The organism is Parasphingorhabdus sp. DH2-15 (assembly GCF_051668705.1).
Classification (GTDB): domain Bacteria; phylum Pseudomonadota; class Alphaproteobacteria; order Sphingomonadales; family Sphingomonadaceae; genus Alterisphingorhabdus.
On sequence record NZ_CP196351.1, the window covers coordinates 1,681,153 to 1,694,556 of the forward strand.

Consider the following 13,404-nt stretch of genomic DNA (forward strand, 5'->3'; position numbering starts at 1 on the left):
CTGCGATTTCGATCAAGTTATGCCTTACGTTCAGCATCGAGCAGCTTTTGCTTGATCTCTAAACCATAGGCATATCCACCCAGACCGCCATCACTGGCGACGACGCGGTGGCAAGGTATCAGCACGGCAATATTATTGGCCCCATTAGCAGAGCCAGCAGCGCGATAGGCTTTGGGACGCCCCACGGCAGCTGCCAATTCGGCATAGCTGCGGGTTTCTCCTGGAGGGATCAGTCGCAATTGCTTCCACACAGCTTCCTGAAAAGCTGTCCCTTGCACATCCAGTGGAATATGATGCGCCTCACCGGGTTGTTCGACCGCATCGATAACCCGCTTTACCAAGGCAGAGAATTCCTCGTCACCTTCGCTCAAAATCGCTTTCGGAAAGCGAGCATACAAAGCACCCTCATTCTCACCAAAGGACAAACGGCAAACACCTTGATCAGAAGCAGCAACCAGCATGGGCCCTAAATTGGTGTCCGCAATGGTCCAATAGATATGCGCACCTGCACCGCCATTTTTCCAAATGCTCGGTTTCATACCCAATCTCCCTTTATTTTCGGAATAAAAACGCGACGGGGCGCCATAGCCTGAATCGTAAATAGCATCCGTAACATATTTCGACTTGGCCAAAAGATCCTGAGCGTTTTGCGAACGCCGCGCCCGCGCATAAGCTGCTGGCGACAATCCTGTCTCACGCTTAAAAAGTCTTTGCAGATGCGATGGCGAATAACCGGTTTGCTCTGCCAGAAATTGCAAGGCTGGAACAGAATCTGCGGCATTGATGATGGCAATAACCTTCATAATCGCTGCATGGTCCCGCGCGATCGAGTCCGGTCTACATCGCTTACAGGGCCGCAGCCCAAATGCTTGTGCAGCTTCGCAGGATTCAAAAAATCGCACATTCTGCCTTTTGGGGTGTCTGGCTGCGCAGGATGGCCGGCAATAAATACCCGTCGTCAAGACGCCGGTAAAAAATTGTCCATCATGGGCCTTGCTGCGCTTTTCAACGGCTTGCCAAGCGTCATTATCTGATATTTTCGTCGCCATGACATTAGGCTTAAAGCTGTTCAACAAACATCGCATCCCGTTTCTTGTCATCAAACATAATTTTCTGCACTTAAAACAAGTTAACCGCTCGCTTTGCAGAAGATTGGTCAAGATGCGCATTGCCTGTCTTGCAATGCCGAATTAGGAGTGCTAGCAGCCGCGCCAATCGCGATGTTTTTATAGCTATTCACCGCACCCTATTATTATAAAGCAGGTCCAATATGGGCCGGTAACAGGAAAGTGAGACCGTGGAGCATTCCAGCGGCATACAAGCCAGCCTAGCAGGGCGATACGCAAGCGCGCTTTTTGGTTTGGCGCGTGAACAGACTCTTATCGAATCGGTTGAGAAAGACCTTTCCGCACTTGAGGAGCTGTCCACGGCGGATAGTGCCAATTATAGCGAAGATTTCAGCAACCTTTTGCTGGCGCAAACTGTCTCAGCCAAAGCAGCACAGGCAGTGATGAGCAGCATTGCAACATCCATGAAGTTGCAGCCAGTAACTGCCAACTTCCTCGGTGTTCTGGCTGAAAATGGTCGTTTGGCAAAATTGCCTGCGGTTATCACTGCCTTCAAACAGTTGGCAGCAGATAGTCGCGGTGAGATCCACGCTGATGTCACCAGTGCTTTTGCTCTGAACAGCGACCAGCGCAAAGCAATAGCATCTCAACTTAAAAGCCATTCTGGCCGTAAAGTTATTATTTCAGAACATGTTGATCCTGACATTCTTGGCGGTTTGGTCGTCAAAATTGGCAGCCAAATGATCGACAGCAGTATTAAAACGCGTCTCAACACGCTTTCCCAAGCGATGAAAGGCTAAATCACAATGGACATTCGCGCCGCAGAAATTTCAAAAGTAATTAAAGACCAGATCGCCAATTTCGGCACAGATGCAACCGTGTCCGAAGTCGGCTCGGTTCTGTCCGTTGGTGATGGTATCGCTCGTGTGCATGGCCTTGCCAATGTGCAGGCCGGTGAAATGGTCGAATTCTCCAACGGTGTTCAGGGCATGGCGCTGAACCTTGAGGCGGATAATGTTGGTGTCGTTATTTTCGGTTCTGATGCGCAGATTAAAGAAGGTGACACTGTTAAGCGGACCGGCACCATTGTGGACGTTCCGGTTGGCAAAGGTCTTTTGGGACGCGTTGTCGACGGTCTTGGCAACCCAATTGATGGCAAAGGCCCAATTGAAGCAACCGAACGCCGCCGCGTTGAGACCAAAGCGCCGGGCATCATCCCGCGTAAATCGGTTCATGAGCCTGTGCAAACCGGCCTGAAAGCGATTGACGCTCTTGTCCCTGTTGGCCGCGGCCAGCGCGAATTGATCATTGGTGACCGTCAGACCGGTAAAACGGCTGTCGCTATTGATGCTTTCATCAACCAGAAAAACGTCAACAATTCTGATGATGAGAATAAGAAACTTTACTGCATCTATGTTGCTGTCGGCCAGAAGCGATCGACCGTTGCACAGATTGTTAAGCAGCTGGAAGAAAATGGCGCGATGGAATATTCCATTGTTATCGCTGCGACAGCGTCCGAGCCTGCACCTTTGCAGTTTTTGGCACCTTATACCGGCTGCACCATGGGTGAATATTTCCGCGACAATGGCATGCACTCGCTGATCGTTTATGATGATCTGTCGAAGCAAGCTGTTGCCTATCGTCAAATGTCATTGTTGCTGCGTCGTCCTCCGGGCCGTGAAGCCTATCCCGGTGACGTTTTCTATCTTCACTCTCGCTTGCTTGAGCGTGCAGCGAAGATGAATGAAGATAATGGCGCTGGTTCAATGACCGCTTTGCCTATCATCGAAACACAGGCCGGCGACGTTTCTGCGTATATTCCTACCAATGTGATTTCGATTACTGACGGTCAGATTTTCCTTGAGACGGAGCTTTTCTATCAAGGTATCCGTCCAGCGATTAACGTTGGCCTGTCGGTTAGCCGTGTTGGCTCTGCCGCGCAGACAAAAGCGATGAAGAAAGTCTCCGGCTCCATCAAATTGGAACTGGCGCAATATCGTGAGATGGCGGCCTTTGCGCAATTTGGTTCTGACCTTGATGCCTCAACGCAAAAACTGCTAAACCGCGGTGCGCGTTTGACAGAATTGTTGAAACAGCCGCAATTTAGCCCGCTGCCTTTTGAAGAGCAGACCGTCTCTATCTTTGCTGGCACAAGCGGCTATCTGGACAGCATTGATGCTAACCGCGTTACCGAATATGAAACAGCGATGCTGTCCTTCATCCGTAGCGAGCATCAGGACATTTTGGACGATATTCGCAGCAGTCAGAAATTTGAGGGCGAAACCAAAGACAAATTGGTGGCTGCACTTGATACGTTCGGCAAGCAATTCGCATAAGCTAGGAAAACATCCGTTAGCCCTGAACGTGTTAAGGGGTGCTTCTCATAATGAGAGACGGACTTCGACAGGCTCAGCCCTAACGGAGATTTTGGAAGAATATGGCCAGTCTTAAAGAACTGAAAAACCGGATCGGGTCGGTCAAATCCACCCAAAAGATCACCAAGGCCAAGCAAATGGTTGCTGCTGCAAAGCTGCGCCGTGCGCAGGCTGCGGCTGAGGCTGCACGTCCCTATGCAGAGCGCCTAGAAGGTGTGATGTCATCATTGGCCAGCAAGGTATCAGGTGATGGCGCGCCCAAATTGCTGGCAGGCAATGGCGGAGACCAACATCATCTGTTGGTTGTTGTGAATACCGATAAAGGCCTGTGCGGTGGTTTGAACTCCAACATTGTCCGTGCTGCGATCTTGAAGGCACGCGAACTGGAAGCTGATGGCAAAAAAGTGTCTTTCTATCTGGTTGGTAAAAAGGGCCGTGCCCCTATCAAGCGCGTTTTTGAAAGCCAGATCGCCAAGCATTTCGATACATCTACTGTCCGCTACCCCGGTTTTGAGGAAGCGGCCAACATCGCTGATGATTTGATAGCGCTCTTTGCTGATAACCAGTTCGACGTTGCGCATCTGGTTTACCCAACTTTCAAATCGGCACTGGTGCAGGATCCAACAGTGCAGCAACTCATCCCTGTCCCAACTCCGGAAGCAGCACAGCAGACCGGCTCAATCGTTGAATATGAGCCAGGCGAAGAGGAAATTCTCGAAGAATTGCTGCCCCGCTTTGTGAAAACGCAATTGTTTGGCGCACTGCTTGAAATTGCTGCATCCGAGCAAGGTGCCTCGATGACGGCGATGGACAATGCCACGCGCAATGCGGGTGATTTGATCAATCGTCTCACTATCCAATATAACCGCAGCCGTCAGGCCGCGATCACCACCGAACTCGTTGAAATCATCTCCGGCGCCGAAGCGCTGTAAGTCAGATAAGGACTAAGACCCATGGCAAACACAAATGTAGCAGGCCGCATTAGCCAGATCATCGGCGCCGTTGTCGATGTGACTTTCGAAGGCGAACTTCCGTCAATCTTGAACGCGCTGGAAACCGACAATAACGGTCAGCGTCTTGTTCTTGAAGTTGCGCAGCATCTGGGCGAAAATACAGTCCGCACCATTGCAATGGATGCAACAGAAGGCCTGGTCCGTGGTCAGGAAGTCCGTGATACCGGAAGCCAGATCGCTATGCCTGTTGGTCCTGAAACACTGGGCCGCATCATGAACGTTATTGGTGAGCCTATTGATGAGCGTGGCCCTATTGGTCACAAAGCAACGGCTCCTATTCACGCAGAAGCACCTGCATTTATTGATCAATCTACCGAATCAGAGATTCTGGTAACCGGCATTAAAGTTATCGACCTGCTCGCACCTTATGCAAAAGGCGGTAAGATCGGCCTGTTCGGCGGTGCTGGCGTTGGTAAAACCGTGCTTATTCAAGAGCTGATCAACAACATCGCAAAAGGCCATGGTGGTACTTCGGTGTTTGCTGGCGTTGGTGAGCGGACACGTGAAGGGAACGATCTCTATCACGAATTCCTAGACGCCGATGTTATTGCAAAAGACGCTGACGGCAATGCTGTTTCCGAAGGTTCAAAAGTGGCGCTGGTTTATGGCCAGATGAACGAGCCTCCTGGAGCGCGTGCCCGTGTTGCTCTTTCCGGTTTGACTATCGCTGAATATTTCCGCGATCAGGAAGGTCAGGACGTGTTGTTCTTCGTGGACAATATCTTCCGCTTTACACAGGCCGGCGCTGAAGTGTCCGCGCTTCTGGGCCGTATTCCTTCTGCTGTGGGCTATCAGCCTACCCTGTCGACCGATATGGGTGCATTGCAGGAACGTATTACATCAACCAACAAAGGTTCGATTACATCGGTACAGGCCGTTTATGTTCCTGCCGATGACTTGACCGACCCTGCACCGGCAACATCTTTTGCCCACTTGGACGCGACCACTGTTTTGAACCGTGCAATCTCAGAGCTGGGTATCTACCCTGCTGTTGACCCGCTCGATTCAACCTCGCGTGTTCTTGAGCCACGCGTTGTTGGTGAAACGCACTATGAAACAGCGCGTGCGGTTCAATCTACTCTGCAAAAATATAAATCATTGCAGGACATTATTGCTATTTTGGGCATGGATGAGCTGTCAGAGGAAGACAAGTTGACCGTTGCGCGTGCACGGAAAATCCAGAAATTCCTGTCTCAGCCGTTCCACGTTGCAGAGGTCTTTACCGGCATTTCTGGTAAGTTTGTCGATCTGGAAGATACCATCAAATCATTTAAAGCGGTTGTTGATGGCGAGTATGACCATCTGCCAGAAGCTGCTTTCTACATGGTTGGAGGCATTGAAGACGCGATTGAAAAAGGGAAGCAATTGGCAGCGGAAGCAGCCTAAGCAAAAGCTGGCCTTAAAGCATTTGGGAGCCATTAATGGCACTACATTTTGAACTCGTAACACCAGAGAAACTCGTCCGTTCGGAAGATGTTTACATGGTGCAAGTGCCTGGCAGTGAAGGCGATTTTGGTGTGCTTGAGGGCCATGCGCCCTTCATGTCCACCATCAGCAATGGCACTGTCTCGGTTTTTTCCACGCAAAGCGCAGTTCCTGTCGAGATTGCGATTGAGGGTGGATTTGCCGAAGTGAATGACAAAGGCCTGACCATCTTGGCTGAGCGCGTTAACGACTAACGCGCTCTAACCTTTATATATTCTCAGTCTTACAGTTCTTTAGCAGCTGCATCTCGGCGCAAAGCATATTTGTCGCGCTCGTCAATCGTGCGTGACAGAATAAGTTCACCCAGTAAACCAACGCCAACAAGCTGACTGCCAAACAAGGCCAGCAGCATGCCAAAAAGCAGCAATGGCCGGTCGCCTATCGGCCCAAAGCCCAATAGCCAAAGCACGGACAAATAGGTCAGTATTACAGCGCCCAAGCCGCCAAAGATAATCCCTGCCCCGCCAAACATATGCAAGGGTCGCGCGCCATAGCGCGTGGTCAGCCACACGGTCATAAGGTCCAAAGCGCCTTTAATGAGCCGTTCAGCACCGAATTTTGATTTACCAAATTGCCGTGCATGATGCTCAACGGGAATTTGTTCGATCTTGAATCCACGTGCATGCAACAATGCCGGGATAAAACGGTGCAATTCGCCGTAAAGGTTAAGCTCTTTCAAAGCTTCGGCACGATACGCCTTAAAACCGCAATTATGGTCGTTAAGCTCTAGGCCAAATGCTTTGTTAACCGTGGCATTGAACAATTTTGATGGCAGTGTTTTGTCGACAGGGTCATTGCGCACCTGCTTCCAGCCCGAAACCACATCAGCACCGCCATGAATACGGGCAATTAAACGCGGCAATTCTTTCGGGTCATCCTGCAAATCAGCATCCATGGTAATCACAATATCACCTTTGGTGACCTGAAAAGCCGCAGACAAAGCTGCAGATTTGCCAAAATTCCTGCGAAAGGCGAGCAAGCGAATGCGGGGATCAGCAGCTTGGATTTTCTGGATAGCCTTTTCGCTATCATCCGTGCTGCCGTCATTAATAAAGATTACCTCAAAAGAGGCTCCTTCAGCCTCTAATGCTCCGGTTATGCGCTCATGCAAAATCGGCAGGCTTTCAGCCTCGTTAAAAAACGGAACCACAACCGATATCTGCACCTGATCCGTTTGCCATTCGGTTTTGGAATATTGCTGCGACATAATTTGCCTTTGCCTCTATGCTGATTACAGGTTCAGCGATAAAAGCCATGCGTATAGAATTCGTTAACCGCGTTAATTAATCACACACGTTACACAAAGCGAATGACATTGCGGAGCAGCATTGGCCTGATATGACCCTTCTCACAACATCTCTTGTCGCTCTATGGCTTGCATTGCCGGGTATATTCATTGCTCTGCGTCATCGCCATGATATTGCTTATGTAACAGCATGTGCAGCCGCCTCTATTGTCTCAATGCTGCTATTGGCGGCTATCATTGCCATGCTCATACCCGGTGGCATTGGTGCATGGTTCCCATTATTAGCGACGGCATTTGTCATTGCAGTGGTTATATATCGCGGCAAAGGCCAAAAAATAATGCTCCCACATTGGGAGTGGCAGGCTTTTCTGCCCGCCATCTGTGCCATATCGCTATCAGCCTATGTTTTTCATATCGGTTTTGCTCCCCAAGATGATGGCTCTCTGGCAGTACATAGCTGGTATAATGCTGATTGGTTCAAACATCTTGGTCATGTCAATGCTGTCACCAATCTTGGCTTGCCAGCCAAAGACATTTTTGGTGGCGGTAATGATCTCAATTATTATTGGCTATTCTATATGTTGCCCGGCACGGTTGCGGCCATTGATGGCGACCCGTTTGCGGCATTATATTGGTCCAACACCATCGTCACTGCGATCTTTTGGACTTTGCTTTATGGATTGGTGCGCAAAAGTGGGGCATCACCTTGGCGCGCTGGCATATTAGGCAGTTTGGCGATTATCCTATTTGCGTTTAGCGGTACCTTAAAATGGTTCACTACCGGCGTGAGCATGGCAAAATATATCGCTGTGATACAGCCTGACGGTCCGATATTGATCTCAATGGGGTTATATATCCCCCAACACACATTGATGGCATCTGTTTTAATGGCTTGGGCCATAATTTGCTATTTGCCGGGCAGACAATCTTATAGTGCTGCACACATATTGGCCTTATCCGCCCTAGCCGCTGCCGGTGCCCTCTCCACGCTATTCGGCGCATTGTGTCTTATCATATATGGTATATTGCAATTACTGAGTTTGCGGCGTGACAGCTGGCAAAAGACTGTTGCTGAGACAGCGTTGGTAGGCATCGCGTCCATTGCCATCATCTTCTGGTTATCGATACTTGACCCCGGCTTTGGCGGTAATTCCATCGCCAGCCCTGTTTTTGTCGAGCCTGCTTCCGAAGACCCTTATTGGTACCGCTTTATCGATTCTTTTGTCAGGATCGTCACTATTTTTGGTCCTGCATTGATATTGGGTATCGCCATGATCAATCGCTGGGCCAAGAGCACAAAATCCGTGCTTGATGATAGGCTGCTGATATTTGCTATCATTTTAACAATCATTGGCTTGCTCGCCTGTATATTGCCAGAAGCCTTTATGGATAACCTCAGATTAGGACGGGAAATCCGCTTAAGGGCAACATTCCTGCCTGCAATTGGTGCAACAATAGCGCTTGGGTGGATGGTCGGTAACAATAACGATGCACAGATAAAACCTGCTACAGCAGCCAGCTTCATTCTTATCTGCACCTTATGCGCTTTGCCCAGCGCCTATATGCGCGCCATGTGGCACGGCGGAAAAGGTCCAATCTGGCTAACCCATATTGCTGCCGATGATATGGCTGTGCTGGAGCATCTTTCAAAAGTCAGCGCGAAAGATGCCATGATATGGCAATATCCGGAGCCACCTGAACTGGCCGGTGGCGGCGATGATACTTGGGTGCCCATTATCGCGGGACGGACAATCCCTGCCTCATTGCGCACAACCGATTACACCAATGCTGTGGACAAGATCGCAGCCGCACAGCGCTTTTTTGACGGAGAAAATCAAAGCATCCCTGTCAATATTGATTGGATTTATCTCTCTCGCCATCTTCATGCACACAGCTTTGAAGCCTTACAAACACGGCTGGCAAATGACGATCAATGGCGTGAAAACTACTGTTTGAAAGATGCCTGCCTTTTCGCCCGTGCATCCGTGAAAGTCACCCAATAACTGCTCAAACCAAAGCAAACATCACCCAGCAGAGTGATAAGACGCGTGAGCGCAGCGAAGAGCAGCAAAGTTTCGCCCGGTGCGATATTGGCTCCCAAAGCGATGATAACGGCCTCTCGTACGCCAATTCCTCCCGGAGCCAAAGGTACGACAAAACCAGCGATCCAAGCGATCATGAAAATAGCTGTCATGACCATTGCGTCAGGAAGATTTGTGCCGATCGACAAAGCGGCCATCATAACAATCATCGCAAAGCCGCCGAAGAATAACAATTGCAGAGCCAATGCTTCACCATAGGAAATATGCGCCCGATGTCGACCAAGCATCAATATCAGAGTACAGATAGCTAAGGCCAATATGGCGACCATTATCGCGGAACCACTGATAATCAGTGTCACAGCAGCAATAACAGATGCGCAAACAATATGCAGGATGATTTCCAGCAATGAAGCCTTTGCCATATCTTTCTGGGTCAAGCCCTTAGACGCGCCAAATAGCTGCCGTGAGGCATATTGAAAGATAGAGCCAGGCAGATATTTGGCCAAAACAGCGCGGCCATAAATAGCGAAAATTTGGGACAGTGTAATAGTTGCTGGAGCATTGGCAGTTTTGGCCCAAGCAATTGCCAAAAATGCCAGTAAAGCGCCATAAACCACGCCGCCCGATACCAGAATACAAAGCATCGATAAGGTGAAGTCGTCGGCTGAAACAGACGCTAACAATGCGCCCGCTTTTTGCCATATATAGATTAGGCTGAGTGCGAGCAGAACTGCGCCAACGACTTTTGCCGCCACCTTTATTACAGGGTGCGAAAGCATCAATTCACGCCCTTAAGGGTATGTCAGCAGGCTGGTATAATCGGGATAAGGCACACAGAATGAACGGCCGAAAAACCTCTCTTCCACCAACCCACTTTGTGCAATGCCTTCACGGTATCTTCCGCGGCCACTATCATCGAACAAAACCATTGCGCCGGGTTTGAGGTGTGACATTGCTCTGTGCAAACAAGCACTGCGATGGCGCCCGTCAACCACAATCAGATCATAGCGAGCATCCGTTTCTTCAATGGCGCCAACATAAGCATCAGAAGAACCAGCATCACCCAAAGCACGGTGTTGTAACTGGATATTGGACTGACCATTAATCATTGCCAGAAACCGTCGATGCCATTGAGCGTCATGCTCTATACTGGTCACTGTGTCAGCACGGCGCGAAAGCCATATTGTACTGGCGCCAGCGCCATATTCAAAAACTGTTGGGGCGTTTCTTGAAGCAAGAAATTCTTCAACTTTCTGTGTCGCAGCAACATTCCACCATGGCAGGTCAAGTTCGACCATCTTTTCGGTGTTATAAATGGCGAAAAGCGATGCCATCCAGCGGCGATAGCCATAGGCTGACTGGGCTTTTGCACTGTCGCTGAACGAACGAACAGCACCGCTGCTTCCCGTGAAATGCGCGGCGTTGATATAATGCTGTTTGATAGCTTGCATGCAAAGGCTCCATCGATTGATGAAACAGTTATAGATTTGCATGGTTAACAAAATTCTAATGTGTGCCGAATTTACCCATCAAAATATGCCCTATAATTCAGCCCGCCGCATTACCTCTACGCCAAAGGTAAAGACCGCTCAGAATAATCAGCGCTGCCCCGCTTAAGGACTGGATGTCAGGATAATCATGATACACAACTGCCCCTAGGGTTAGAGCGACTATAAGCTGAATATATGTTGTTGGCGCGACGGTGGAGGCACTGGCCTTGGTCGTGCCCAAATAGATTAGAGCGTGACTGGCTGATGCCGTAAACGCGACAATAGTGCATACCAATATGACATTTACTGAAGGAATATCGACCGACAAAGCAGGAAGCCCGGTAAAGTGACCGATCACGCTGGCTATAATCAAAACAGGTGCCGCAAACAGCGCCAACAGAAACTGCATGAGCAGGACTGACCCACTGCCGGCAACTTTGCGGTTTAACAGCATCAAACAAGACATAGCCGACGCGGCCACCAAAGGGAGTGCAGCCACTATACCAAGATCAGCAAAATTTGGTCGCAGAACCAAAATCACACCGATTAGCGCCAACATTATAGTGTGCCAAACATAGTTCGGGATTCTCTCTCCCAAAACTATAGCAGATATGAGAGACGTTAACGCCGGACTGATAAATACAATCGCCGTAGCGTCAGCCAGCGGCATAAGGAATATACTTGCAAAGAATGCAGCCGTAGCGACAGCAAGACAGAAGCCGCGGGCGACCTGATGAAATGGCATGGGCAATATGAAGCCCTCTCTTCCCTGCCGAATGTACAGAAAAAGGCCAAGACCGATTGCGCCCAATAGAAAACGCAGCGCAGCAACAGATGTGCTAGGCCACTGGCCTGCAACAGATTTAATAATGGAGTCTCCAGTAGATAACAGAGCAAAGCCAGCCATGGTCGTCATCAATGCCGCACCTATATTATTTCGCGCTGATGTTTGTCCGACTGTTTGTAACGAGCTATCGATATTATCTGCTTCGTCGTGATTTTTCATCCTAGCCTATTGGCAGAGGTTACAATTGAAACCAAGTTGATTATTATCCAAATCAAACCAAAAATCCTTTGTGCGCGTTAGGATATTATAAAAGTTTCTGTCTTATTTACCTTAATCAGACACCGAATATTGGCTTTATGACCGCCTGAGTCAGGGCGATCACAGGGAATAAGATATGAGCGCATTTGGACGAAAAAATGGAATGGGAGCCGGTTCTCAACGACCAAGTTTTGGCGTTGCACGCCCTATGCAGGGCGGCGGACAAGAAAAGAAAGAGGTTGAGCAGGACGAAGAAATTGCTCTAGCCAGTGCTGCCGAATTGCCTGGCCAGTCTCCGGTTGAAGAAGATGCGATGACGCGGCTTACCGACCGTGCCAATGCTCTTAATGAAGAAGCGCCAAAGGCAGAAGGTTTTGAGGCTTCGGTTCATAAAATTAAAGAACAGGTCTTACCGCGCTTGCTTGAGCGGGTTGATCCTGAAGCTGCTGCAACCCTTACCAAAGATGAATTGTCAGAAGAATTTCGCCCTATCATCATGGAGGTTTTGGCCGATCTAAAATTGACGCTAAACCGGCGTGAGCAATTTGCGCTTGAAAAGGTTCTGATTGACGAGCTGCTTGGCTTTGGTCCTTTGGAAGAATTGCTATCTGATTCAGATGTATCTGACATCATGGTCAATGGCCCTGAACAGACATATATTGAGAAAAAGGGTAAGCTCACTATCGCGCCTATTCAGTTTCGCGATGAAGAACATCTGCTGCAAATTGCCCAGCGTATTGTGAACCAGGTCGGCCGCCGTGTTGACCAGACCACACCGCTTGCCGATGCTCGTTTGAAGGATGGTAGCCGGGTTAACGTTATTATCCCGCCCCTCTCCCTGCGCGGTACTGCGATCTCTATTCGTAAATTCTCCGACAGTCCGATCACACTCGACATGATGAAGGGCTTCGGCTCAATGTCGGAAAAAATGTGTACCGCGCTGAAAATCGCAGGCGCATGCCGTTTCAATGTGGTTATCTCAGGCGGTACGGGTTCTGGTAAAACGACCATGCTGAACGCCATGTCGAAAATGATCGACCCTGGCGAACGCGTGTTGACGATTGAGGATGCTGCGGAATTACGCTTGCAACAACCGCACTGGCTGCCTTTGGAAACCCGTCCGCCCAACCTTGAGGGCAAAGGCGCGATCACCATTGGTGACCTTGTGAAAAACGCCCTGCGTATGCGTCCTGACCGGATCATCCTTGGTGAGATTCGTGGCGCGGAATGTTTCGATCTTCTGGCTGCTATGAACACGGGCCATGACGGCTCCATGTGTACGCTTCACGCCAACAATCCGCGTGAGTGTCTGGGCCGTATGGAAAACATGATTTTGATGGGTGACATTAAGATCCCGAAAGAAGCGATTAGCCGCCAGATTGCTGAATCTGTTGATTTGATCGTCCAGGTGAAACGTCTGCGTGACGGTTCACGCCGCACCACCAATATTACCGAGGTTATCGGCATGGAAGGTGATGTGATCGTGACGCAAGAGTTGTTCAAATTTGAATATCTTGACGAGAGCGCCGATGGCAAAATTATCGGTGAATATCGCTCAACTGGTCTGCGCCCTTATACGCTTGAAAAAGCACGCCAATATGGCTTTGATCAGCCTTTCCTCGATGCCTGTCTTTAAGACAA

12 protein-coding genes are annotated in these 13,404 nt (G+C 49.6%); 7 read left to right on the top strand and 5 right to left on the bottom strand.

What is annotated here, in order from left to right; all coding sequences use genetic code 11:
- Window positions 1-17: 17 nt before the first annotated feature.
- A complete protein-coding gene (locus ACR9YC_RS07795) occupies window positions 18-1,049 on the bottom strand; it encodes a bifunctional transcriptional activator/DNA repair enzyme AdaA (protein WP_438726001.1) in 1,032 nt (343 codons plus the stop codon).
- Window positions 1,050-1,297: 248 nt separating this feature from the next.
- On the opposite strand from ACR9YC_RS07795, the gene ACR9YC_RS07800 reads away from it, so the two are divergent.
- From ACR9YC_RS07800 to ACR9YC_RS07820, 5 genes are all read left to right on the top strand, one after another.
- A complete protein-coding gene (locus tag ACR9YC_RS07800) occupies window positions 1,298-1,867 on the top strand; it encodes a F0F1 ATP synthase subunit delta (protein WP_438726003.1) in 570 nt (189 codons plus the stop codon).
- Window positions 1,868-1,873: 6 nt separating this feature from the next.
- Window positions 1,874-3,403, top strand: a complete 1,530-nt coding sequence (atpA, locus tag ACR9YC_RS07805) for a F0F1 ATP synthase subunit alpha (protein ID WP_438726005.1) — start codon at window positions 1,874-1,876, stop codon at window positions 3,401-3,403.
- Window positions 3,404-3,504: 101 nt separating this feature from the next.
- On the top strand, window positions 3,505-4,374 hold the full coding sequence (locus ACR9YC_RS07810) for a F0F1 ATP synthase subunit gamma (protein ID WP_438726007.1): 870 nt from the start codon (window positions 3,505-3,507) through the stop codon (window positions 4,372-4,374).
- A 21-nt stretch (window positions 4,375-4,395) separates the two neighbouring features.
- Complete coding sequence (atpD, locus tag ACR9YC_RS07815; RefSeq protein ID WP_438726009.1) at window positions 4,396-5,841, top strand: F0F1 ATP synthase subunit beta; 1,446 nt, start codon at window positions 4,396-4,398, stop codon at window positions 5,839-5,841.
- Window positions 5,842-5,876: 35 nt separating this feature from the next.
- The gene (locus ACR9YC_RS07820) at window positions 5,877-6,134 is read left to right on the top strand and encodes an ATP synthase F1 subunit epsilon (RefSeq protein ID WP_438726011.1); all 258 of its coding nucleotides are present in this window, start codon (window positions 5,877-5,879) and stop codon (window positions 6,132-6,134) included.
- 29 nt (window positions 6,135-6,163) lie between these two features.
- Here the strand turns inward: ACR9YC_RS07820 and ACR9YC_RS07825 are convergent, their stop codons facing one another.
- Window positions 6,164-7,147 carry a glycosyltransferase family 2 protein gene (locus tag ACR9YC_RS07825; RefSeq protein ID WP_438726013.1) on the bottom strand — a complete coding sequence of 328 codons (984 nt, stop codon included), beginning with the start codon at window positions 7,145-7,147 and terminating at the stop codon, window positions 6,164-6,166.
- Between the two features lie 131 nt (window positions 7,148-7,278).
- Between ACR9YC_RS07825 and ACR9YC_RS07830 the strand changes: the two genes are divergently transcribed.
- Complete coding sequence (locus ACR9YC_RS07830; protein WP_438726015.1) at window positions 7,279-9,189, top strand: hypothetical protein; 1,911 nt, start codon at window positions 7,279-7,281, stop codon at window positions 9,187-9,189.
- Here the strand turns inward: ACR9YC_RS07830 and ACR9YC_RS07835 are convergent.
- The 3 genes from ACR9YC_RS07835 to ACR9YC_RS07845 form a co-directional block, all read right to left on the bottom strand.
- Window positions 9,132-10,007, bottom strand: a complete 876-nt coding sequence (locus ACR9YC_RS07835; RefSeq protein WP_438726017.1) for a lysylphosphatidylglycerol synthase domain-containing protein — start codon at window positions 10,005-10,007, stop codon at window positions 9,132-9,134. The two genes, ACR9YC_RS07830 and ACR9YC_RS07835, sit on opposite strands and share 58 nt — an antisense overlap.
- A gap of 12 nt (window positions 10,008-10,019) precedes the next feature.
- Entirely contained in the window at window positions 10,020-10,679 is a 660-nt protein-coding gene (locus ACR9YC_RS07840; RefSeq protein WP_438726020.1) for a class I SAM-dependent methyltransferase, read from the bottom strand.
- A 97-nt stretch (window positions 10,680-10,776) separates the two neighbouring features.
- Window positions 10,777-11,724 (bottom strand): DMT family transporter, encoded by a 948-nt coding sequence (locus ACR9YC_RS07845; RefSeq protein WP_438726023.1) that lies wholly within the window; start codon window positions 11,722-11,724, stop codon window positions 10,777-10,779.
- A gap of 175 nt (window positions 11,725-11,899) precedes the next feature.
- On the opposite strand from ACR9YC_RS07845, the gene ACR9YC_RS07850 reads away from it, so the two are divergent.
- On the top strand, window positions 11,900-13,399 hold the full coding sequence (locus ACR9YC_RS07850; RefSeq protein WP_438726026.1) for a CpaF family protein: 1,500 nt from the start codon (window positions 11,900-11,902) through the stop codon (window positions 13,397-13,399).
- The last annotated feature ends 5 nt before the right edge of the window (window positions 13,400-13,404 follow it).